Source organism: Acinetobacter wanghuae, from assembly GCF_009557235.1.
GTDB lineage: Bacteria > Pseudomonadota > Gammaproteobacteria > Pseudomonadales > Moraxellaceae > Acinetobacter > Acinetobacter wanghuae.
The window spans coordinates 1,592,119-1,616,109 of sequence record NZ_CP045650.1 but is presented as its reverse complement, the minus strand read 5'-3'; the positions used below and the strand labels follow the sequence as shown (position 1 = coordinate 1,616,109).

The 23,991-nt window shown below is 39.8% G+C and carries 21 protein-coding genes; 12 read left to right on the top strand and 9 right to left on the bottom strand.

Annotation, left to right across the window (positions count from 1 at the left end; translation table 11 throughout):
- The first annotated feature begins 140 nt into the window (after window positions 1-140).
- From GFH30_RS07615 to GFH30_RS07605, 3 genes are all read left to right on the top strand, one after another.
- The gene (locus GFH30_RS07615; protein WP_153371658.1) at window positions 141-2,306 is read left to right on the top strand and encodes a malate synthase G; all 2,166 of its coding nucleotides are present in this window, start codon (window positions 141-143) and stop codon (window positions 2,304-2,306) included.
- A gap of 162 nt (window positions 2,307-2,468) precedes the next feature.
- A complete protein-coding gene (locus tag GFH30_RS07610; protein WP_153371657.1) occupies window positions 2,469-3,908 on the top strand; it encodes an aldehyde dehydrogenase family protein in 1,440 nt (479 codons plus the stop codon).
- An 87-nt stretch (window positions 3,909-3,995) separates the two neighbouring features.
- A complete protein-coding gene (locus GFH30_RS07605) occupies window positions 3,996-4,658 on the top strand; it encodes an SOS response-associated peptidase family protein (protein ID WP_153371656.1) in 663 nt (220 codons plus the stop codon).
- An 11-nt stretch (window positions 4,659-4,669) separates the two neighbouring features.
- Here the strand turns inward: GFH30_RS07605 and GFH30_RS07600 are convergent, their stop codons facing one another.
- On the bottom strand, window positions 4,670-5,134 hold the full coding sequence (locus GFH30_RS07600) for a MarR family winged helix-turn-helix transcriptional regulator (protein ID WP_153371655.1): 465 nt from the start codon (window positions 5,132-5,134) through the stop codon (window positions 4,670-4,672).
- Window positions 5,135-6,294: 1,160 nt separating this feature from the next.
- Between GFH30_RS07600 and GFH30_RS07595 the strand changes: the two genes are divergently transcribed.
- Window positions 6,295-7,026 carry a hypothetical protein gene (locus tag GFH30_RS07595; RefSeq protein WP_153371654.1) on the top strand — a complete coding sequence of 244 codons (732 nt, stop codon included), beginning with the start codon at window positions 6,295-6,297 and terminating at the stop codon, window positions 7,024-7,026.
- Window positions 7,027-7,041: 15 nt separating this feature from the next.
- Here GFH30_RS07595 and GFH30_RS07590 read toward each other — a convergent pair whose 3' ends face one another.
- Together GFH30_RS07590 and GFH30_RS07585 are read right to left on the bottom strand one after the other, a co-directional pair.
- Complete coding sequence (locus GFH30_RS07590) at window positions 7,042-8,202, bottom strand: hypothetical protein (RefSeq protein WP_153371653.1); 1,161 nt, start codon at window positions 8,200-8,202, stop codon at window positions 7,042-7,044.
- Window positions 8,203-8,351: 149 nt separating this feature from the next.
- Window positions 8,352-8,609 carry a hypothetical protein gene (locus tag GFH30_RS07585; protein WP_153371652.1) on the bottom strand — a complete coding sequence of 86 codons (258 nt, stop codon included), beginning with the start codon at window positions 8,607-8,609 and terminating at the stop codon, window positions 8,352-8,354.
- Between the two features lie 338 nt (window positions 8,610-8,947).
- Here GFH30_RS07585 and pepN point away from each other — a divergent pair, with 338 nt between their 5' ends.
- The gene (gene pepN / locus GFH30_RS07580) at window positions 8,948-11,557 is read left to right on the top strand and encodes an aminopeptidase N (RefSeq protein WP_153371651.1); all 2,610 of its coding nucleotides are present in this window, start codon (window positions 8,948-8,950) and stop codon (window positions 11,555-11,557) included.
- A gap of 218 nt (window positions 11,558-11,775) precedes the next feature.
- Window positions 11,776-11,985 carry a hypothetical protein gene (locus GFH30_RS07575; RefSeq protein ID WP_153371650.1) on the top strand — a complete coding sequence of 70 codons (210 nt, stop codon included), beginning with the start codon at window positions 11,776-11,778 and terminating at the stop codon, window positions 11,983-11,985.
- Window positions 11,986-12,013: 28 nt separating this feature from the next.
- On the opposite strand, the gene GFH30_RS07570 is transcribed toward GFH30_RS07575, so the two are convergent.
- On the bottom strand, window positions 12,014-12,460 hold the full coding sequence (locus tag GFH30_RS07570) for a universal stress protein (RefSeq protein WP_153371649.1): 447 nt from the start codon (window positions 12,458-12,460) through the stop codon (window positions 12,014-12,016).
- A gap of 78 nt (window positions 12,461-12,538) precedes the next feature.
- Window positions 12,539-12,982, bottom strand: a complete 444-nt coding sequence (locus tag GFH30_RS07565) for a universal stress protein (protein WP_153371648.1) — start codon at window positions 12,980-12,982, stop codon at window positions 12,539-12,541.
- Window positions 12,983-13,243: 261 nt separating this feature from the next.
- Here GFH30_RS07565 and GFH30_RS07560 point away from each other — a divergent pair, with 261 nt between their 5' ends.
- On the top strand, window positions 13,244-14,239 hold the full coding sequence (locus GFH30_RS07560; protein ID WP_153371647.1) for an alpha/beta hydrolase: 996 nt from the start codon (window positions 13,244-13,246) through the stop codon (window positions 14,237-14,239).
- A 123-nt stretch (window positions 14,240-14,362) separates the two neighbouring features.
- Here the strand turns inward: GFH30_RS07560 and leuE are convergent, their stop codons facing one another.
- The 3 genes from leuE to aceR all read right to left on the bottom strand — a co-directional run bounded on the left by leuE (window position 14,363) and on the right by aceR (window position 17,055).
- Window positions 14,363-15,019: a leucine efflux protein LeuE gene (leuE, locus tag GFH30_RS07555; RefSeq protein ID WP_153371646.1), complete on the bottom strand. Its 657-nt coding sequence runs from the start codon at window positions 15,017-15,019 to the stop codon at window positions 14,363-14,365.
- A 67-nt stretch (window positions 15,020-15,086) separates the two neighbouring features.
- Window positions 15,087-16,076 carry a transaldolase gene (gene tal, locus GFH30_RS07550; protein ID WP_153371645.1) on the bottom strand — a complete coding sequence of 330 codons (990 nt, stop codon included), beginning with the start codon at window positions 16,074-16,076 and terminating at the stop codon, window positions 15,087-15,089.
- Window positions 16,077-16,173: 97 nt separating this feature from the next.
- A complete protein-coding gene (gene aceR, locus GFH30_RS07545; protein ID WP_153371644.1) occupies window positions 16,174-17,055 on the bottom strand; it encodes an HTH-type transcriptional regulator AceR in 882 nt (293 codons plus the stop codon).
- Between the two features lie 104 nt (window positions 17,056-17,159).
- On the opposite strand from aceR, the gene aceI reads away from it, so the two are divergent.
- Together aceI and GFH30_RS07535 are read left to right on the top strand one after the other, a co-directional pair.
- Window positions 17,160-17,591: a chlorhexidine efflux PACE transporter AceI gene (gene aceI, locus GFH30_RS07540; RefSeq protein ID WP_153371643.1), complete on the top strand. Its 432-nt coding sequence runs from the start codon at window positions 17,160-17,162 to the stop codon at window positions 17,589-17,591.
- Between the two features lie 106 nt (window positions 17,592-17,697).
- Entirely contained in the window at window positions 17,698-18,420 is a 723-nt protein-coding gene (locus GFH30_RS07535) for a CPBP family intramembrane glutamic endopeptidase (protein ID WP_153371642.1), read from the top strand.
- Window positions 18,421-18,488: 68 nt separating this feature from the next.
- Here the strand turns inward: GFH30_RS07535 and GFH30_RS07530 are convergent, their stop codons facing one another.
- On the bottom strand, window positions 18,489-19,991 hold the full coding sequence (locus GFH30_RS07530) for an acetyl-CoA C-acetyltransferase (protein ID WP_153371641.1): 1,503 nt from the start codon (window positions 19,989-19,991) through the stop codon (window positions 18,489-18,491).
- A gap of 240 nt (window positions 19,992-20,231) precedes the next feature.
- Between GFH30_RS07530 and GFH30_RS07525 the strand changes: the two genes are divergently transcribed.
- The 3 genes from GFH30_RS07525 (at window position 20,232) to GFH30_RS07515 (ending at window position 23,959) form a co-directional block, all read left to right on the top strand.
- A complete protein-coding gene (locus GFH30_RS07525) occupies window positions 20,232-21,623 on the top strand; it encodes a 3-oxoacyl-ACP reductase (protein ID WP_153371640.1) in 1,392 nt (463 codons plus the stop codon).
- Between the two features lie 158 nt (window positions 21,624-21,781).
- Window positions 21,782-22,636 carry a MaoC family dehydratase gene (locus GFH30_RS07520; protein WP_153371639.1) on the top strand — a complete coding sequence of 285 codons (855 nt, stop codon included), beginning with the start codon at window positions 21,782-21,784 and terminating at the stop codon, window positions 22,634-22,636.
- A 78-nt stretch (window positions 22,637-22,714) separates the two neighbouring features.
- Window positions 22,715-23,959, top strand: coding sequence for a serine hydrolase domain-containing protein (locus tag GFH30_RS07515; RefSeq protein WP_153371638.1), 1,245 nt, complete (start codon window positions 22,715-22,717; stop codon window positions 23,957-23,959).
- Window positions 23,960-23,991: the final 32 nt, after the last annotated feature.

The following is a 23,991-nucleotide window of genomic DNA, read 5'->3' as shown; positions in this document are numbered from 1 at the left end:
TTGAAGTTATTGTGTGACTATGAGGGTAGTTGCTTAATAAAAAATGATCACTATTTAGCAATGTGATAGTACTATTCAGCTAGATTTTAATCAGTATACTAGAAACTCTTGTATAAAAAGTAGCAATATCAGGAAAGACAATGACTGCACGTATTCAAAAAGGCAAGTTAGCGATTGCTAAAGAACTTTACGATTTTATCGAAAATGAAGCATTACCAGGTTCTGGTTTAGACAGCGAAACATACTGGAAAAACTTTGAACAAGTCGTTGTTGATCTTAGCCCTAAAAATAAAGCACTTTTGGCTAAGCGTGATGACATTCAAGCCAAAATCGATGAATGGCACCGCAATAACACATTTGAATTACAAGCTTACAAAGCTTTCTTGACTGAAATTGGTTACTTATTACCAGAAGTAGAAGATTTCCAAATTACCACTGAAAATGTCGACGAAGAAATTGCGCTGTTGGCAGGTCCACAGTTGGTTGTGCCAGTACGTAATGCGCGTTACTGCCTAAATGCAGCAAATGCACGTTGGGGTTCATTGTACGACGCGCTTTACGGCTTTGATGTGATCTCTGAAGAAGATGGCGCAGAAAAAGGCAAAGGCTATAACCCGAAACGTGGCGAAAAAGTTATCGCATTTGCGAAAAACTTCTTAGATGAAACGTTCCCATTAGCAAATGGTTCACATGCTGATGCGACAAAATATGCCGTTGAAGGCAATGCACTCGTTGTAACCTTTAAAGATGGTTCTACAACAACGGTTGCAGATGCATCTAAATTTGTCGGTTATAACGGTGAAGCTTCTGCACCAACAGAAGTTGTTCTTAAAAATAATGGGCTACATGCAATCATCCAAATTGATCCGGCAAGCGCCATTGGTCAAACAGACGCTGCTGGCGTAAAAGACGTTGTGCTTGAAGCTGCGGTAACGACCATTCAAGATTTAGAAGACTCGGTTGCAGCGGTTGATGCTGAAGAGAAAGTAGAAGGCTACCGTAACTGGTTAGGCTTAATGCGCGGTACGCTTGAAGAATCAATCGAGAAAAATGGCAAAACCGTTACGCGTAAATTGAACCAAGACCGTACTTTCAAAAACTTGGAAGGTGGTGAAACCAAAGTTCACGGTCGTTCATTGATGTTACTTCGTAACGTGGGTCATTTGATGACGAATCCTGCAATCCTTGTGGATGGTGCAGAGATTTATGAAGGCATCATGGATGCATTGGTGACACCATTATTGACTGTTGCCGACATTCGCGGTGAAAACACCATCAAGAACTCACGCCAAGGTTCGATGTATGTGGTTAAACCGAAAATGCATGGTCCTGAAGAAGTGGCATTTGCAGTGGAATTATTCGAGCGTGCAGAACAAGCACTTGGCTTACCTGCAAAATCGATCAAAATCGGGATCATGGATGAAGAACGTCGTACATCTGTAAACTTGAAGAACTGTATCGCACAAGCGAAAGATCGCACTATCTTCATTAACACGGGCTTTATGGACCGTACGGGTGACGAAATTCATACCTTTATGGAAGCAGGTCCATTCGTTCGTAAGGGCGAAGTGAAAGGTCAAATCTGGTTCCCAGCGTACGAAAACCGTAACGTGATGATCGGTTTACAAACGGGTCTACGCGGTAAAGCACAAATTGGTAAAGGCATGTGGCCAAAACCAGATATGTTGCTTGATATGTACAAAACCAAGACTGAACATCCTGAAGCGGGTGCAAGCTGTGCATGGGTACCATCACCAACAGGTGCGGTTATTCACGCGATTCATTACCATCAAATTAATGTGGCAAATCGTCAGCAAGAATTGCTTTCGACTGAAGCGTTGTCACTTGATGATTTGTTAACACCACCACTTGCAACAGACACCAACTGGACAGAAGAAGAAAAACTCAAAGAGTTAGAAAATAACTGTCAAGGTATCTTGGGTTATGTGGTACGTTGGGTTGACTTGGGTGTGGGTTGTTCGAAAGTGCCTGATATCAACAACGTGGGTCTAATGGAAGACCGTGCAACCTTACGTATTTCTTCACAGCACGTGGCGAACTGGTTACGTCATGGTATTGTGACTCGCGCGCAAGTCGAAGAAGTCATGCAGCGTATGGCGAAAATTGTGGATGAGCAAAATGCCAATGATCCACTTTACACGCCAATGTCGAATGACTTTGACAATAATATTGCATTCCAAGCAGCATCTGATTTGATCTTCAAAGGTGGTGAGCAGCCTGCAGGTTATACAGAGCCGCTTCTACATGCAGCACGTTTAAAATTAAAAGGCTATACAGGTGACTAATCTGTAAGTTTTGAAAAAGCGCCTTCGGGCGCTTTTTTTATGGGTTTTATTTATAAGATTAATATTGAATGTAAAAGCGTAACAATTCGTCGCACGAATGCTTCAAGCCAAAATCATCTGATAAAGTAACTGTAAGAATGAAAACGTAGTTAAGGACAATACATGACCTATCAGAATCTTGATTTACAATATATTGCTGGACAATGGCAGCTCGGACAGTCGCGAAAAACGATTCGTAATCTGAATCCTTTTACTCAAGATGAAATCTTTACTTTGCAGGCCGCCAATACCGAAGATGTGGATGCTGCCTATACTGCTGCCTTGGATAGTTTTGAGCAAGGGGCTTTGGCGAGTGTACAGAGCAGACAATTGGTCATTCAAAATCTGCTTGAAGTCATTCAGCGTCGCCGTAAAGAAATCATCGATTGGTTGATTATGGAATCGGGCAGTACCCGTTTTAAAGCCAACATTGAAGTCGATGCAGCTTTGGGGATTATTCAAGAAAGTCTCAATTTTCCCGAACAACTGAAAACCGAAGAATTAGTCAGTAAAGATCCATCCCGAAAGAGTTTAGTGTTACGAAAGCCATTGGGTGTGATTGCGGTGATTAGCCCTTGGAATTTCCCATTTCATTTATCAATGCGTTCAGTCGTGACAGCGATTGCTTGTGGTAATTCAGTTGTACTTAAGCCTGCCAGTGATACACCAGTGACGGGTGGAACATTATTGGGGAAATTGTTTGAAGAAGCAGGGCTGGCTAACGGTGTGCTGAATGTTGTGGTTGGCTCAGGTTCCGAAATTGGCGACTACTTTGTTGAGCATCCGACCCCAAAAATGATTTCATTTACAGGGTCGACCGAAGTGGGTCAGGGCGTGGGGAGTAAAGCTTTGGCAAGTTCACGCATTAAACGTCTAGCACTTGAACTGGGTGGCAATGCACCCTTAGTTATTTTAGATGATGCAAACTTAGATTTAGCTGTTGAATTCACCGTCATGGGACGTTTTATGCATCAAGGTCAAATTTGTATGAGTACCAATCGTGTCATTGTTGATGCTTCAATTCATGATGCTTATATTGAGAAATTATTAGCACGTGTGAAAACCATAGCGGTCGGTGATCCAAGCTTAGCAGATACCATTATTGGTCCAATTATTAATCAAGGGCAAGTACAAAAACACCGTGAGATTATTCAGCATGCTCACGCACTCGGCGCAGAATTAATTTATGACGGTGGCATCGAGGGCAATGTAGTTGCACCGCATATCTTCACCCATGTCGATCCATATTTTGAGATCGCACAAGAAGAAAGTTTTGGTCCGATTCTACCGATTATTAAAGTCAATGATGAGCAGCATGCATTAGATATTGCCAACAATACACGCTTTGGACTGTCGAGTGCAGTGTGTACTTCAAATATCGAACGTGGTACAGATTTTGCGGCAAAGCTTGATATGGGTATGACACATATTAATAGTATTAGCGTTGCGGATCATGCCAATGCACCATTTGGTGGTGAGAAAAATTCAGGACTTGGGCGCTTTAATGGACGCTGGATTTTTGAGGAATTTACCCGTACGCATTGGCTGACCATTCCGAACTAAGAATTTAGCGTGATTAATGAATGCATACATTTCAGAGCATATCGCGCAGTATAATCAGCGTATGATTTCTCGCGATTGTGGGCTGTTATGTGTGCTAATTTTAAACCGTTGACGCTTACGCAACTTAAAGCTTCGAATCTTCCCGACATTCCATTTGACTATCCAGATGAAGTGTATCCAAATTATCAAACGCCACTTTTATTTAAATCTGAGCTTGGATTGGAATGGCGTTTGGTCAATTTTGGTTTTATTCCGAAATGGGCAGAGGATAAAAGCATGGGTACCAAAACCTATAATGCTCGAAATGAAACTTTATTACAAAAGCCAACGTTTGCAGATGCAACCATAAAATGTAAATTCGGCGTTATTCCAGTGACTGAATTTTATGAGTCAAAATATATTGACCATAAGCCGCAACGTTGGGGTATTAGGCGTCAAGATGAGCAGGTGACTTTTATTGCAGCACTGTATGAAATTGTACGTATAGGTGATGAAATTGTTCGTTCAGCGGCAATGATTACGATGGATGCGATTGACCATCCGATGATGCGGGAGTTTCATGGCTCAGGTGATATAAAGCGCTCAGTGATTGTGATTCCGCATGAAAGATTAGATGAGTGGCTCAGTTGGAAAAGCCCAGAGATCCACCCATTTATAGAAGGTTTTCCTGTAGAACAATATGAATGTTCACATGTGCCAAAACCAAAGATCGAAAAAGTGACGCCTCAAATGTCATTCTTCGATCTTTAGTTTTTATACATTTAGCGCGCGAGATTTTTGAAAATATGACGCAGACTTTCCATGGTTTTTTCAATTTGAAGAGGTGTTAAGCCTTCGAATGATTGTTCCAATACAATATTGGTTAAATCATTAATCTTATAAGCCATTTCATGACCTTTTTCAGTGAGCACAACGCGCGTGATACGTGCATCATCTTCACAAGAATAGGTTTGTACTAAGCCTTCATCCTTTAAACGGTAGACAATCTTGGTGGTGGTCGACATTTTTGAGACCATCATTTCAGATAAATCTGACACGCTGGCATTGGGTTTGGACTTTAGCGCTAACAAAATACGGCGACGAGAGTTATCAACACCATACTTTTTAAGCGCATGATCGACGTTTAGTACATATTGCGCATGTACTTGGGTAATCCAATAATAAGGAAAGTTTTCCAAGGTGAAATTATCGGTGTTTGGTAAAAATTTCGCATATTTTTTAGTCATGGGTTTTTCCTTTTATTTATTTTTTTAAGTTGCCATCATTTTATGAAAATGTTCATATAAAATTCAAGTATTATTTTTGATTGTTTTTTGCTCCTCGTTGGGGCATTGATTCAAATCTAATTTAAGCACCCATGTTTAGATTTGAACCTTATCAAGTAAGTATTTATATAATAAAAAACATAGATCAATGTCAAGGAGACTGATCTGATTTAAGCGCTTAAAAATTGATGTTTTTTCAGGTGTTGTCGCCTTTCAGACGATCATTTACGTATTCTTTTTTTAATACATATCTTTATCAATAGTTAGCTTATTTATATGTTAATCAGTAGACTTAGCTTAAATGAGATAGATATGGGAGGAAGATCAAAAGTCCAGATGTTTAGTGCCTATACCCAAAATATACCTTATATCTGAGTAAGATTATGTAAATATAAATGAATGAATAGGAGATCAGCATTCGATGAATTAAATGTCTAAGTAATTGCTTCATGCTTAGATGACAACTGAATACGCTCATTTTATAAAAATGATGTGTCATCGCATGATCTAAAATAACGTGATAAGTCATGTATTTTAACGTTTTTATTTTTCCTGATTATATAATCTTGGTGAAAATTTGAGCTTAATAGTTGTGTAGTGAGAATCAAATTAAGTATAGCAACTGAAAAATAACGGCTTTCATGTTTGCTCGTGCACGAAATGAATTAACGTACACTGGCTTATTTCGTTAATAGCCGAGTACTAGACTTAAACTGGTGTTCATCTAACGATCGAAGGTAAAGTATCTTTTTTTTCTGAAGTAGATCTAAAAAAATCAAAACATAGATCCATGGTGCAGCACAACATTTTCATATCTTCAATAAATTGCTTACAATTTACACAAAGGTATTGTATAAATAGGGCGCTATTTTAAATAACTCTGTGAACCAGTAGGCTACCACCGTGTCCAATCTACTGAATTTAAATACATCATTCAAAAATAATGAGATTGAACTCATATTGGATGGTGCAATATTATTTAAATTATCTTCATATTATTGATCGTAAGGGTGCACTGAAACTTTGAATGTGATTCACATGAATATTATCCTGTATTCAAGTTTCATTGTAATTTCGTCTCACAATGATTGTGGGCAGAATTTGAGTATCGGGCTTGTTTTATGAAAATAACAGAGACGATTGTTGATTTTGTAAAATTGTCTACACAAAAAAAACATGCGTTATTTCAAGATATTTGGTCATTCGATCAGCAGATCTTTCCGAGTTCTACAGTCGAGGAACTCTATGACTATATGTATGATGTTGATGCGGTGTCTGTGCCTGTGGTGCAGTATTGGCATCAAGGAAAACTCATTGGGCAAAATATTATTCCCGTCTTAAAACTCGAATTAGATGCCCAGCCTATTTATGTAGTGTCATCACGTGCTGGTGTACTCAGTGAGTATCGCCGTAAAAATCTGACCTTAAGTTCTGCGATTCGTGTTGCTGTTCGCTATCGATTGCGTTCTCCCAAAATACCACTGTGGTTTGTGACGACCTTAATGCAACCTAAAGTCTATACATTATTTGCTTCACGCTCGCAGTTTTTTTTCCCAAGACATAATGTTGAAATTCCCGAACAGCATATTGATATTTTAAAACTAATGTTATCGCGCAAAAAGCAAGTTGAAGAGCGCGGGCGCGGTATCTATGTCAGTCAATCGGTTATTCCACGGGTTACGCCAGATCAATTGATTCGTTTGCGTAATCGCTCAGATGATCATATTCGCTTCTTCATGCAACAGGTACCAGATTATTTTAATGGTAAAGGTTTGGTGTGCGTGTGCCTGCTCGATTTGCGTACCATTATTGAAACCACATGGAACTTGGCTTTAGGTCGTTACGTTCACTAAGTAAGCGGTGCAGCCTTAGCGTGTGAAATAATGGTCTTGATGTTTGCAATTACGACAATTTAAGCTGACATAATCACTGGCATCATATTCGACCGAAAGTTCATTTGAGCCGCAGTACATACAACGCTTGGTGGAATAAAAGGTTAAGCGTGCCTGAATCTTTTTCCATGAGCGCCAAACCGGTTGGAAAAATATGCTTTCATCGTAGCCTAAGAAGCGATAAAACAAGATCCCGCTCATTTTACTCAAAATTATTTGGGGTGGGCGAGGCAGGGTTGATGTTTCCCATTTTTCTGTAAGGGAGCGTTCTCGATATTGCTGCAAAGTTTTTTTAAGTAAATTGGTATTAATGAAATTCTCATTACGCGCTTGCAACGCTTTTTGTTTATTTAAATATTCAAGCGCTGTTTGTACTAAATAGTAAATTTGTCCCACAGCAAGGGCATCAAGTAGACGATAACAAAAGGCTTGAAAACCGGCATTTCCTGCAATTTGAATGCCCCACGGTCGGCAATAAAATTGCGCAAATTGAATGACTTCTTGATACAGCATAAAGTACAACGCATCTTTCACTTCATCGGCATCTTTAAATGGAATGCCCATGCTTAGGTTTTCATAAAACCAATGTCGTAATTGTTGGGTAATACTAAAAAGGCTGGGTTCAGCGTAGCCATCTAAACGCACGTTAATATAGTAATGTTGCTGATCGGTATTTGCATCTTTATAAATCAAAATCTGATCGCGAACTAAACGTTTGACCAACGCATTTTGCATTAAATAATTCGGGCTAATATGGTGATATTTGACCGCCTCCCAATCGATATACTCATTATGCTGCATATGTTCTTGAACTTGATCATCAAGTAAAGCCAATAGAAACAGCTTATTGATAAAACTCAGTTGATTCAGTTCAAATTGGTGAAGATCTTGTTTTTTTGCACGTTGACGGCTTTCTTGGACGCGCGTGTCTTTCAATTGCTTTTTACGTTGGCTTAAACATTTTTCGCAATAACAATTATTTTTAGTATTTTGATGAATTTGATGCTGACAATGACTGCATTCATGATAGTTGAATTCTTGATCATATTGTTCTGCTTCAACCCAAAACATTGCTGCCTGACAGTACGGACATAAGGTACTTGCATCAAGTTGTTTTTGCAGGACATTGAAAACCATAAACAGTCACGACTCTTGTGTAAATCTGAGTTCGATTATACACAGCCTGAGAGCTTTATTTCGAGATGCAGTTTTTTATCGTTATTTATATCTGTGATTGAAAAGAGCGACCGAAGTCGCCCTTCATCCAGCTCAAGTTAAAGTATGTGTTAAACAGGGCACGGCAGTGTTTCGTCATTTTCTCCGAGTTGTTTGGCTTCAATCATGGCTTGCACTTTTTTTGAGGTAATTTTCTTCGTGCCTAGGGCATCATAACTATTTAAGATGGCACTCACTTCATGCGCTTGTAAGGCAATGCCTTCACAACTTAAGAATAACGCAATCACTTTATGGTCGATATTGGCGTGATCAAGTGCTTGCATCATTTTAATATTTTCTACACGGACGATATGTTCTTTTAAATACATGGTTCACCTCATTCTTTTTTGTTGTCATTGAATAGAGTATTACGGTGTATTGAATGAAGCAAAAAGCGTGCACATTTTTAATTTTTTCATCGAAAATATATTTTATAAAGTAAAAACATATATTTATTACACATAAAGTTGGAACTTAAAGCTTGATAAATAATGTATATACATTCTTATACAAAGTTAAATGCTGTTTGAATATACAAATTGGTTTGAAACTGGTGCAATCAATACCCATATTAAACTTGAAAAGCCAATGACGCAGACAGTGCCTAAATCTTGGCGTATGATTTGAAAAATACAATGTCGTTACAGACAGTTAAATAGGATAGGACATGAATATTGCGGCAAACCCTGTGATCGAAGCCGATCAAACCATTTACTTAAAAGACTATCAAAAACCTTCATTTCTTGTGGATACGATTGACCTCAATATTCAAGTGTTTGATGATCATACTGTCGTCAGCACCAAATTGGTGATGCAGCGTCAAACAGCGGGCGATTTGGTGCTCTTAGGACGTGACTTAGAATTACAGTCTATTACAATAAACGGCAAACAACTTGCTGAAAATGAATATGTTTTAGATGCTGAGCAATTGGTCATTAGTAATGCACCAGATCAAGCCACCATTGAAACGATTGTTAAAATTCATCCTGAGTCAAATACCCAATTAGAAGGTCTGTATCAAGCAGCAGGTGATTTGTTCGTAACGCAAAACGAGCCTGAAGGATTCCGTAAAATCACTTTCTATCCTGACCGTCCAGATGTCTTGTCTGTGTTTACGACACGTGTTGAAGCAGACAAAAAATTCCCTGTCTTACTTGCCAATGGTAACTTGATCGAAAAAGGTGAAGCAGGTGAAGGTCGTCATTATGCCACTTGGCAAGATCCAACCAAAAAGCCAGCGTATCTGTTTGCCTGTGTAATTGGGGATTTGGCTGTTCTAAAAGATTCATATGTCACTTCTGAAGGTCGCAATGTCGCTTTAGAAATTTATGCAGAAGAAAAAGATATTCCAAAATGTCATATCGCGATGGAAGCACTCAAGCATTCAATGCGTTGGGATGAAGAACATTATGGTCGTCCCTATGACCTCGACAATTACATGATCGTGGCAACCAGTGCATTCAATATGGGTGCAATGGAGAATAAAGGTCTCAATATCTTCAATACGTCATGTGTGTTGGCTGATGAAGAATTCACCACTGATGCGGCAATTATGCGTGTTCAATCCGTGATTGCGCATGAGTATTTCCATAACTGGACAGGCAACCGTATTACCTGCCGTGATTGGTTCCAACTCTGCTTAAAAGAAGGTTTAACGGTATTTCGTGATCAATCTTTCTCGGAAGATTTACAGTCGGCTGCAGTGCAACGTATTGATGATGTTGCCGTGCTTAAAGCACATCAATTCCCTGAAGATTCAGGTCCTTTGTCACATCCACCACGTCCTGATCATTTTGTAGAAATTAATAACTTCTACACCGCAACCGTATATGAAAAAGGCGCGGAAATTAACCGCATGATGGCGACTTTGCTTGGCAAAGAAAAATTCCGCGCAGGCACAGATGAATATTTCCGCCGTCATGATGGTCAAGCAGTGACGGTTGAAGATTGGGTCGCAGCATTGACAGCAGGTTCAGGCGTTGATTTATCTGCATTCTTGATTTGGTATAACCAACCGGGCACGCCAAAGCTTGAAGCTCAGGGTGAGTACGATGCGGCTAAACAAACTTATCGTTTAAGCTTGAAACAAAGCCTGAAAACACATCCAAAATATCCAAATCTAAAAGCAGTGCCAATTCCTGTGGCATTGGCATTATTTGATGCTCATTCAGGTGAGCAACTGAGCCTCAATTGTGAAAGCCTGTTTGAAAATGGCGTAAAAGATGGCGTATATCTGTTTGATCAAGATGCCGCTACGATTGAATTTACAGATGTGACATCGAAACCAGTGGTGTCATTGCTACGTAACTTCTCTGCGCCTGTGAATCTTGAATTTAACTATTCAGATGAAGAACTCGCGTTCTTGCTACAACATGAAACCAATGGTTTTAACCAGTGGCAAGCGACCCAAACTTTGCTTGATCGTATTTTATTGAATGATCATCCAGCAGATATCTATATTCAAGCAATGCTGAATACGGTGCCAAGCTTGATTGCACATGATCCACTATTGGTATCACGCTTATTTGATGTGCCAACAGAAGGGTATTTGGCGAGCCGTATTGATGCTGACTATCAACCGCAAGTGATTCAAGAAAAGCGTAATGCACTGTTAGATACCTTAGCGCGTGCATTTGGTGCACAGGCGAAAGAGATTTACTTAAGTCTTGATCCGAAATCGCAAGCTGATTTCTCGCAAGCGATGGGTACACGTGCATTAAAAAATATCATGCTAACGATGATTGCACGTCAAGGTGATGAGTCTGCATTTGAACTGGCTGAGCAGCAATTTAAAAATACGGCAAATATGTCTGAGCGTTTAGGTGCATTACGCGTCTTAGTGTGGAATGATGCACCGCAAGCTGAAAAAGCCTTAATTGATTTTTACTTACGCTTTAAAGATGAAGCGTTGTCGATGGATCAGTGGTTTATGATTCAGGCAGCACATCCAAAAGCTGATGCTGAAACCATTGCCTATTTAACCTCACATCCTGATTATGATTTGGGTGTACCGAATCGTATCCGTGCGGTAAGTGGTGGTTTAAACGCAAATCCAGTCAATACGTGGAGCTTTGGTGTTCAGCACTTTATTGATTTAGCCAAATACCTAGACGAGAAAAACCCAATCGTAGGCTCTCGTTTACTTCAAGTCCTATCACGTTGGTATACGCTAGCAGAACCACAACGCAGCGAAGTGAAAGCACAACTCGAAGCCTTAAAACCGATTGTAAAATCGAAAAATGTCTCTGAAACCTTGAGCAGTATGCTGAGCGTTTAAAGCAGTTATAAACTAAATCGAAAACCGAATGATCTGATCATTCGGTTTTTTATTATTCAGCTAGACTAATAGCTGATTGCGTTTTTAGCATTTAAAATGTAACGAACGCCAAATTCATCACATTTTCCTGTAGATTAGCTTGATCACGATACGTGACGTTACTTCATCACCTTATAGCTGAATGAAGTCAAATGTGTTCAAAATATTAGGTCAGTGGAATGTTAGTCAAAATCGAAGATGGGTTTTATCTTAATTCGCAGCATATTATCTCAGTTCAAATTAGCAAAAATGTCTCAAGTCACTTATTTGAAATGAAGCTGCAATATTCACCATCATCTGTACAAATGAATGCGGAATATATTAAAGTCTTTGATTCGCAGCTTGAAGCTGAAATCTTCTTAAATGAGTTAAATCAAAAGATTCGTTAAAAAAAGCCTGTCATCTGACAGGCTTTTTTTATTGCTTAATAATAAAAACGGGTACCTTGGCTTTGTTTAATACATTCTGCGCCACACTACCAAGAACGGCTTTTTCTAAGCCTGTACGTCCATGCGAACCCATGAATACCACGCTAATTCCATCACTGAGCACAGTATTTAAAATACCCTCAGAGGGAGATACGCCATGAACAACTTTTGTCTGTACTGGAATGTCATTACGCTCAAAACTGAGTTTTAATTCATTTAAGCGCGCTAAAGCATTTTCTTCGGCTTTCATAAAATGCTCGGTAATTGCAGGCGCAATTTTATAAAAATCCACACCGACGAAAGGATCAACCGCAATAACGCTGAGCAAAGTCACTTTACTTTTGAATGCTGTAGCAAGTTCAAGCGCGTGTTCGGCTGCAGCGTAAGAAATAGGAGATTCATCAATCGCCACTAAAATGTGTTCATAATTATTCATGTTGCTTCCTTGATTTATGAGGCAGATAGATCATGCTGTACAGCATAAAAAACGCACCCTCAGGTGCGTTAGTTGTCTTTATTTTTTAATCACTAAAACAGGAATTTCAGTTTGTGCTAATACATCTTGTGCAAAGCTGCCTAAAATCATTTTTTGGAAACCTTTGCGACCGTGTGAGCCGATCACAATGAGATCCGTTTGATTTTGTTGGGCAGTTTGGGCAATTGTTTCGGCATTCACTAAGCCCGTCACAATGCGTGTTTCAGTTGCCACATCCAAAGCATCCGTAATGTCTTTGGCTTGTTTTAAAGCAGCTTCTGCATTGGCATGCGCTTGAACGAAATATTCTTTCATAATGGATGAAGAATAATAAAAATCGGCATTGTCAAATGGGTTTTCAGCAATGAGACTGATCAGGAGGAGTTTACTGTTAAAAGCTTTGGCAAGTTCAGCCGCTTGACGCACTGCTGAGAAAGAAATTTGTGAACCGTCCACAGGGACTAAAATATGTTGATGTGCCATGGATGATACTCCGCTGTTATTAAAATAAACCCTAGATTTATTGATAACACAGCGCCCACATGGGTTCAATTGCAAAAATGAGAAAAAATAATGTATTTTTTGAAAATACCGAAAAATTATTTATAAATTGTGCGCTTATTGGCAAATAAATTTGACCGATTTACTTAGGTATTGCAAATTATTGTGGAGTTAGAAGCTGAAGATATCAACTTGCTTAGAAACCTTTTAAAATGTCGATAATCCTTATTTAGTCGTTGCATTATGACTCAACTCATTTCTAAACTCTGTACTTTTATCTGCTGTGCAATCTTGCTCAGCGCCTGTCAAAGTCATGTCAAAAACAGCAAAGTGATCGCAGGTGTATTTAACTTTTCAACTGATATTCAACAAAAAATGATTGAAAAGGGCGCACCTCAAAATGTATTGGTCACCAGAAATATTGTATATCAAGATCAACCCAAACTCAGTTTTGATTTATATCAACCAGAAAATATTGCTGAACTTGGCTTAAGACCGACTATTGTGTGGATTCATGGCGGTGGCTGGATTTCAGGTTCAAAAGAGCATGGCAGCGGTTATTATAAAATGCTGGCTCAGCAAGGTTATAATGTCATTTCAGTCGAATACCAAATGGCACCTGAGCATATTTATCCAACGCAATTACAACAAATTGATCAGGCACTTGCTTATATTAGTCAGCATGCAGCGGATTATCATGTGGATGCCAATGCTTTATTTTTGGCTGGTGATTCAGCAGGGGCAAATATGGCAAGTCATTATGCTGCCTTGCTCACCACACCCAATTATGCCACTTCAGAAGATTTTAAGGTGAGTATTCAACCCAAGCAGCTAAGAGGTCTGATTTTGCATTGTGGGATTTATGATTTAGTCAGCTTTGTTGAATCTGCACCGACTGAAATTAAACTTTTGGAGTGGGGAATCTTAAATTTAGTGCAGGCTTATACCGGTGAGCGTAAAGATGATCACAAATTTCTAGCCCGCATTTCACCGAGCCAACATTTAAGTGCTCATTATCCTTCGGTTTTGATCAGTGGCGGCAATAAAGACTTTTTAACCGAAAGTCAGTCTTATCCCTTTGTAGAAAAACTACGTGAGTATGGAATTCCTGTCACAAGTTTGTTTTACCCAGACTCAAAAGAAATTTTATTTCATGAATATCAATTTCTGATGAGTAAAGAAGCTAGTCAAAAAACCTTTGAACAGACGATTCAATTTCTGAAGAAAACTGCCTATTAAGCAGCATGAGAAACAGCTGCTTTGAGCGATTCAGCTGTTTCTTTGACAATAAAATCGCGAACGAAGCGAAGACGTAAATTCTAAAAACCACACTGATTCCAAATCATCAGTGTGGTGAAAGCGTTAGAGCGTTGAACTTGCTAATTTCAGACCAAAACCACAGAACAAAATACCCACAGCTGCGACACCTGCCGCGGTCAGTTTATAGTTTTGATTAAAGTAAGACGCGAGTTTCATACCTGAAAAAATCAGAATGGATAGATACGCCATACTGATGCACTGCAGCACGATGGCTAATAAAAAGAAGGTTAATGCAGGATAGTCATACGTTGGATCGACAAATTGTACAAAGAAAGATAAATAAAACAGAATCGCTTTTGGGTTCAGCACACTAATGGTTAAAGCGGTACGATAAGGTTTGATGTCTGCCAGTGTTATCGATTCCGTTGGAGCCAATGGATCTGCGGCTCGATGTGCAGATTTCAGTGTGTGATAGGCGGCAATCATGAGTTTGATGCCCAAATAACTTAAATAGATTGCACCAATAATTTTCAGCGCAATAAACACAAATGGGAATGTATGCAATACCGAAGCTGCACCCAATGCAGTCAGCAAAATTAAAATAGTATCGCCGGTATAAACGCCTAAAGCGCCGATATAACCCGCTTTAATGCCGAATCGCGAAGCAATAGACATCACATACAGTGAATTGGGTCCGGGAAGCATTACGATTAACGTTGTACCAATGATAAAAGTCGTTAAATCCGCAATCCCAAACACAAAATACTCATTTATAACAAAGCCGATGTCACATTATAGCAACATCGGCTTTTTCTGAATCTTGGACTTAAGCCTTAATTTCGGCATCTACACCAAAGGATTGACGCAAGAGCGTAGACAATTGCTCACGCGCTTTAATAAAGCCATCAATACCCGATTGTAAAAGTTGTGATGCCATTAAATCATGCTCTAGTTCAGCTTTGAAGGTTGCTTGATCCATTGCAGTATGCGGATGTTCAGTATGGGCATGCGCATGTTCTGTAGACAATTGTGCAATGACTTCCCGATGGTCTTGCTCAAGTTCTGCTAAAAGATTTGGAGCAACAGTCAGTAAATCACAGCCCGCTAAGCCTAATACTTGATCGACACTACGGAAACTCGCGCCCATAATTTCAGTTTTAATATTGTGCTGTTTATAGAAACAGTAAATCTGCTTCACAGATAAAACACCGGGATCTTTCTCAATTGGGTAAGCATCAACATTTTCTGCTTTTTTGTACCAATCTAAAATACGACCGACAAATGGGGAAATTAAAGTCACCTTAGCATCTGCACAGGCTTTGGCTTGGTGTAAACCAAATAATAGCGTTAAATTGGTATGAATACCTTCCGCTTCTAATGCTTTTGCAGCTTGAATACCTTGCCAAGTTGAGGCGATTTTAATCAAGATACGATCAGATGGAATGCCATATTGTGCATACAGTGCAAGCAGTTCTTTGGCTTTCGCAATCGTCGCTTCAGTATCATAAGATAACGCAGCATCCACTTCAGTCGACACGCGACCTTCAATCAATTTTAAAATTTCGACACCAAATTTGACGGTTAAAATATCAATGGTACGTTCAATCAAGGCATCTGCCGCATAGCCTTCTTTTTTGGCTTGAGTGTAAGCATCTTCAATAAGGGTTTTATTTTCAGCTTGATTGGCAGCTGCTGTAATCAATGATGGATTGGTGGTGGCATCCAAAGGACGAAATTTTTCAATCGCAGCAAGATCACTACTGTCAGCAACAATGGTGGTTAATTTTTTAAGTTGGTTTAAGGCGTTCGCAGTCATTTGCATCTAGTTCTTAGGTTATTACTTATGCATTCTTTTATAACACAAAGCAGCTATTCCAAAAGCATTTCAGGCTAGATTTGAGGTGTGAATCAGATTATTTTCTTAAATTTCGTGCATGATTAATCAAAAAATGAGCAGCTTTACCCAAGTTATTTTCTTTACTCCACACCAAATCGACATAATATTCAAACTTAGGCGTGAAATCAGACAATTCCAGTACTTTTAAATTACGTTTGAGTTCAGGTTGTTCGTTGAGCATTTCAAGCGGTAGAACACCCCAACCGAGTCCACGTTTAATCATGCTACAAGCGGAATGGTGATTATCGGTGCGCCAATAGATTTTAGAAAACAGTAATTCAGGTTGAATCTCACGGTCTCGACTTGCAACTACAATTTGCCGATTCTTGACCAATTCTTCATAACTGACCGTGTGTAGTTGACTCATAGCATGTTGCTTGGCAGCAACAGCAACCAAAACTTCCTTTTTTAACTCAACAAATTGTTCTCGCGCTTCGAGTTGTTCACGTTCAAACATAAATGCCAGTTGTGCATGACCGTCAAATAATAATTGATGTGCATCTTCCTGCGGTGCACTAAATACATTGACGTGTAGCTCAGGAAATTCTTGCTCAAGTAACACCACATAATCAGTCCATCGGGTATGCATCAACTCTGTAACCACGACGATATTTAATTCCGATTCTAAGCCTGAGCTCAGCGCACGGGCATATTGTTTCCATTGATTCATTTCAATTAACAATTGTTCAGTCTTTTCAAACAAAACTTTGGCATGGGCTGTGGCTTGAGGTTCACGTCCACTACGGTCAAATAAATTTAAATCTAAATCAATTTCAAGATTAGCAATGCTCATACTCACCGCCGAAGGAACCTTGCCGAGTTTTCGGGCAGCCGCAGAGAAGGATTTAGTTTCCATGACTGTTTTAAATACGATGAGCTGTTCTTGGCTAATATTCATTTTTATTAAATATAAACTGTCAAAAATATTGATAGATTCTAACTCGATCATTCATTTTTTTGGAAATATTATAGCGGCAACTTATCGTAAATAGAGTGAAAGACATGTTGATTACCAAAAGAAGGATGATTCATGCATTGAGCTATGAAATCATTTTATTGGTCATCATTGCGATTCTTCTCGGTAAAATTTTTGATGAACCGATGGAAGTGACGGGCTTACTTGGCGTGATCATGGCTGTCACCTCGGTGATTTGGAATATGATTTTTAATATCTTTTTTGAAAAGGTAGAAAGGAAGTATCAATTTAAAAGAACCATTCCGATTCGTATTTTGCATGCGATTGGTTTCGAAGGGGGCTTAATGCTTGCGACCATTCCAATGATTGCTTATGCATTAAATTTATCTTTGCTCGATGCCATTATGTTGGACTTGGCTTTGACCACCGGTATTTTGTTTTATACCTTTATCTTTCAGTGGTGCTATGACTTGATTGAGGAAAAATTAGGTATCAATCCTAAGGACATAAAAGCTTAGTATCTAAGTAGTGCAGGTTGCTTTCTTGAATTTGAGCTGTGTTAAAACGATGCTGAGATTTTATAGTCTCGTCATAAAATGAATTGAATAATGAAGATTGAGAATAATGAAATTTCAAGAAATCGTACGCGCTGAAAATTTTCCAAATCAAATCAGTTGGCAGCTTAAAGATAGCTTTGCCTTGTTGCTCATTCCTTTGATTTTTATCAATGCATGGCTAGCAAGTTTGATCTTTACAGATCAAATGAATATTGCCATTGCGGATAGTCTTTTTAGAGGAATTCTCTTTTTAATTCTATGCGTCATTTATAAAAGAATGTTGACCGAACATTGGTTTTATTTTAATCAAGCCAAATGGAAATCTTGGGGAGTAGTGATCGTTGGTGCGGTTTTATTGCAGGTGGTGATTAGCTTAACCAAATCAATTTTGCCTATATCAGCAACGAGTGAAAATTTTGAAAAAAGTATAGATCCTCAATCTATTGCATTTTTCACTCTATTATTTATTTCTTTTGGTCCATTATTTATGGCGCTGATTGAAGACATTGTCTTTAGATATACTTTGTTGCATAAGTTATTTATTCCAAATATTTTATTTAGAGTTGTCGTTGTGCTTTTGAACTCAATTGTGTTTGGACTTATTCATTACCATAATTTCGGTGGAGATCTTATTGCGACCTCAAGCTTTATGGTTGCAGGACTATTTTTGAATCTTATTTATATATGGACACGGAATATTTGGCATGTCTTGCTGATTCACTTTATGAATAATGGGGTTTTATCATTAGGTGGGGTTCTTTTATTAAAAGCAGTGACCATGTTGACTTAAGACATAACTTACGATGTTGCACAAGAAAGCCCCTTTATAAGGGGCTTTTTTTTGCTCTAAGTGATCGATTATTTTTCAATAATTGCCGTTACACCTTGACCACCAGCCGCACAGATCGATACAAGTACACGACCTGAGCCTTTCTGGCTAAGAAGTTTTGCCGCCGTTGCGATAATACGACCACCGGTTGCCGCAAATGGGTGACCTGCAGCAAGAGATGAACCTTTTACGTTTAATTTTGCACGGTCAATTGAACCTAATGGCGCATCTAAGCCTAAACGTTCTTTACAGAATTTCGGATCTTCCCACGCTTTCAGGGTAGAGAGTACTTGAGATGCAAATGCTTCATGGATTTCGTAATAGTCAAAATCTTGCAGTTTCAGACCTGCGCGTTCAAGCATACGTGGCACTGCATAAGCAGGTGCCATCAACAAACCTTCTTTTTTCTCAACAAAATCAACAGCAGCCGCTTCTTGGAAACTTAGGTATGCTAAAACTTCGTGACCATTGGCTTTTGCCCATTCTTCAGACGCTAAAAGTACACATGATGCACCATCAGTCAGTGGCGTTGAGTTACCTGCAGTCATAGTACGCGCATCGCCTTTACCAAATGCAGGTTTTAACTTCGCTAGTTTTTCAACTGAAGAATCAGCACGTAGGTTGTTGTCACGCTCTAAACCTAAGAATGGTGTAATTAAGTCATCGAAGAAACCTTCTTCATAAGCCGCTGCCATTTTTTGATGTGAAGATGCAGCAAGTTCATCTTGTGCTTCACGAGAGATTCCCCATTCAAGCGTTGTAATTGCTTGATGATCACCCATAGAAAGACCAGTACGCGGTTCACCATTTTTGGGTGCATCCATTAAATCTTTAACATTAATTTTAGTCAAAGCTTTAATACGGTCTTTACCCGTTTTAGCAATGTTCAGTTCAAGCAACGCTTTACGTAAACCGTCACCAAATGCAATTGGCGCATCCGATGTGGTATCTACACCACCTGCAACACCGACTTCAATTTGACCGAGTGCAATTTTATTTGCCACTAAGAATGCTGCTTGTAAACCTGTACCACAGGCTTGTTGAATATCGTAAGCTGGGGTTTCTGGTGCAAGGGCAGTATTGAGTACACATTCACGAGTCATATTAAAATCACGACTGTGTTTCAGCACAGCACCCGCAACCACTTCACCTAGACGTTTCCCTTGAAGATTAAAACGTTCAACAAGACCATTTAATGCTGTAGTAAACATATCTGAGTTTGACGCAGTAAAGTACGCACCATTTGAACGTGCGAATGGAATACGGTTACCGCCAATAATAGCAACGCGGCGAACAGTGTTTTGGCTCATAATTTTATCCTGTTGAACAGAAGACGGTGTAATAGGTTCAGAAGTTGTTTGTTTTTGAGTGGTACTTTTGCTACGAGGAGATGTCGTACGCGTACGCGGTGTTTTCGAAGTTTTGCTATCAACAGAAGCAGTGGTGTTCGTTTTGCTACGTGTTGATGGTTTTGACACATTTTCTGTGGCAGATTTTTCGACTGTTGGATTTTCTTGAGTTGTTTTGCTCATAAGGCTTTTCCAAGCAAATTGATCATCTTATTGTGTGCTACATTAGCATAGTTGACTATAGCCTGAATTGACTCCAATGACATTAGAGAATGCGCTCAGGTCAAGACATCCATAAAGTATCTCAAGTATGATGAATAAGAAACTGATGGATCTATTGAAATATAAGTCTCTGACATCATATTAAAGTTAAAGGATAACTTTAGATCAATCAAAAATTAATTTGTATGAGAGATAATAAACATGACTGACCAATATCAAACTTTCGCAAAATCTCCCATTGGTAAATTTGTCATTAAAAATTTGGGTCTGCCATCACCAACTTCGCTAGATCGTTTTGATTCAGCTACACCTGTTGTGAAAGGTGCGGTGTTATTCGGTGCGGCACCTACAAGTTCATTAACTGCTGCAATTTCTCAAGTGCTTGCAAATGTTCATGCCAATAGTTATGCAGGTAATAATGCAGAGTTACAACAAGCAGCTGCTCAAGCAGGTTTAAACCTTAGCGCGTTTAATTCAGGTGACAAAGAATCTAAGTTTAAAGTTGTTATCTTTGATGCATCAGGCATCCAAGATTCTGAGCAATTAAAATCACTTTATGAGTTCTTCAATCCAATTGCCCGTCAGATTCAAGCATCTGGTCGCGTGGTTGTTGTGGGGACTACACCTGAATCGGCTAAAACCGTAAAACAAGCGATTGCACAACGTGCACTTGAAGGTTTTGTAAAATCTGTCGGTAAAGAATTTAAAAAGGGTATCGCTGCAAACCTGATTTATGTCGATGACGGTGCTGAAGCGAACCTTGAGTCTGCACTACGTTTTGCGATTTCTCCGCGTTCGGCTTATGTATCAGGTCAAGTGATTCGCGTGTCAAAAGCTGACACTATTGATGTTGATTGGGCAAAACCACTTGCAGGCAAAACTGCTGTGGTGACTGGTGCAAGCCGCGGTATTGGTGAAGCGATTGCGCATGTCTTGGCACGTGATGGCGCGCATGTGATTTGTTTAGATGTACCACAACAACAAGCCGATCTTGATCGTGTAGCAAGTGAAATCGGTGGTTCGACACTCGGTATTGATATTACCGCAGCAGATGCAGGTCAAAAAATTAAAGAAGCGGCAGCGGCAAAAGGTGGTTTAGATATCATCGTGCACAATGCTGGTATTACGCGTGATAAGACCTTGGCAAATATGAAGCCTGAGCTTTGGGACTTGGTGATTAACATCAACTTGTCTGCGATTGAACGCGTAAATGACTATTTGTTGTCAAACGATGGTCTCAATGCCAATGGTCGTATTGTGTGTGTATCTTCAATCTCAGGCATTGCGGGTAACTTGGGTCAAACTAACTACGCAGCGTCTAAAGCCGGTGTGATTGGGATTGTGAAATTTACAGCACCTACCCTGAAAAATGGCATTACCATTAACGCCGTTGCACCTGGTTTTATCGAAACACAAATGACCGCTGCAATTCCATTTGCGATTCGTGAAGCAGGTCGCCGTATGAACTCGATGAGCCAAGGTGGTTTACCGGTCGACGTGGCTGAAACCATTGCCATGTTTGCTGCGACTGCATCAACTGGCTTAAACGGTAACGTGGTTCGTGTTTGCGGTCAGAGTTTGTTAGGGGCTTAATCATTGTAATCCCCCTAAATCCCCCTTTGTAAAAGGGGGGGGCTTTCCTCCCTTTTTTAAAGGGAGGTTAGGAGGGATTAAAAATAGCATGGGAATAAAAAACGATTAACCCTCTCTCTAACTATCTGTATTGAATTAGAAAAAATTAAAGGTTCACTATGAATACACGCCATTTTAGTCAACTTCCAAAACCGTATCTTGCTTATCCAAAAGTCATTCAAGGTTTGATTTTAAAGAAACCCAAAGGTGAAAAAGTTTTGCCGCAAGTTGAATATGTGGTGGATTCACTCAACGTTGATGCAAAACATTTAAAAGCCTATAACGAAGTCTGTGGTTTTAAAAACAATGGCCATATTCCTGCGATTTACTTAACGGTGTTATCGCAAAGCTTACAGATGCATATGATGACTTCTGAAGCGTTCCCATTTCCAATTTTAGGTTTGGTGCATATTCGTAACCAAATCAAGCAATACCGTAAAATTGGCGTGAATGAACAACTGACTTTGTCATGCAAATTTGGCGAACTACAGCCGCATGAAAAAGGCGTACAGTTTGACTTCATCACGACCGTTAAAGTGGGCAACGATGTAGTCGTTGAAGCGTTAACCACCTATTTGTCGCGTCAAAAGTCAGACGGTAAAGCTGTGCCTAAAGCGGCCGATGCCAAAGTGTCGAATTATGAAGTCAATGCAGAATGGAACGTGTCTGAAAATACTGGACGTCGTTATGCCTTGACCTCAGGTGACTTTAACTTAATTCATATCCATGCCATTACCGCAAAAGCCTTTGGCTTTAAACAAGCCATTGCACATGGCATGTGGAGTAAGGCACGAGCGTTGGCAAGTTTAAGCCTACCGGATGCTTATGAGGCCGATGTTTGGTTTAAACTGCCGATGTATTTACCATCTAAAGTGCAATTTGCCACAGCAACATCTGGTCAAGATACTGACTTCCTGATTCGAAACAGTAAGTCGCAAAAACCGCATGTATCGGGCAGTATCAAAGCCATCTGATCGATCTTGAAAAGCCTAAACCTGTTTTAGGCTTTTTTATTTGAGTTCAAGCATAAAAGACTTTTGAGGGATGCAAGGATGCACGCGATTAAAGATTATCTGTTGGCGGATAAAGATCATTATGCAGGACATGTCGACCCACGCTTTCAAGATTTAGCCACGCAGTTTAGCCGTTTTCAACATGCACGCAGTGATGCCGGTGGCGCGGCATTAACCGTGTATTTTCAAAATCAAAAAGTCGTTGATATTTATACCGGACAAAAATCAGCAACAGAACAATGGCAAAATGACACGCTGTCCGTGTGTTACTCCACCGGCAAAGGTGTCTTGGCAACGCTTGCGCATATTTTGGTGAGTGAAGGGCGGCTTGAGTATGACCGACCTGTGGCTGAATATTGGCCTGAGTTTGCTCAAAATGGTAAGGATGAAATTACTCTAGCGCATATGCTCAGTCATCAAAGTGGCTTATTTGATATTCGTCATTTAATTGACGATGCTGCCGAAATGGCGGATTGGTCACATATGCTAAATGTGATTGCCGCAGCTAAACCCCGCTTTCAAGTCGCGACAGACGCTGCATATCAACCGCTGACATTTGGTTGGCAAATTGGCGGTGCGATTGAAAAAGCCACCGGTGAACGGCTAGCCGATCTTATGCAACAGTATTTGGTCAAGCCTTTAAATTTAGATGGGGCGTATTTTGGTGTGCCTGATTCAGAATTACAGCGTGTAGCCCGTCCGATATTTAACCCCAAATCTACGGCTCAAACAGCAAAGTCATCTCAAGTCCGAAAACCAAGCTTGATGGAAAAGGCAATTGAAAAAAGTGGGCAGAATCCACAAGACTTTCAAGATGCCATGATTCCCAAAGGCATGAGCAAATTCAATATGTTTAGCGATGCGAGTCTTAAAGCGATCATTCCTGCGGCAAATGGGGTGTTTAGTGCACCGAGTCTTGCCAAGATCTACGCCATGCTTGCCCAAGGTGGGCATTTTGAGGAACAGCAATTCATTTCAGCACCTGTTTTTCAGCGTTTAAGCCAAGTGCAATATACAAAACGGGATCGGGTCATGCCTTTGCCGATGCATTGGCGCTTGGGCTATCACCGTGTGCTGAGTTTAGGTAAATCATCTAAGGGCTTTGGGCATATCGGATTTAATGGTTCAGGCGCATGGTGCGATCCTGAGCGTGGGTTAAGCTTTGCTTATACCCATAATTTCCCGACAGGGTCCATCACCGGCGATTATCGTTTATGGGGATTGACCCAAGAAACCTTGCGCTGTGCTGATCAGGTGCTCAAAGGTAGCAAAGGTTGGTTTTAGTCGGTGTTCTAAAAATGCACTGAACCTAGTCG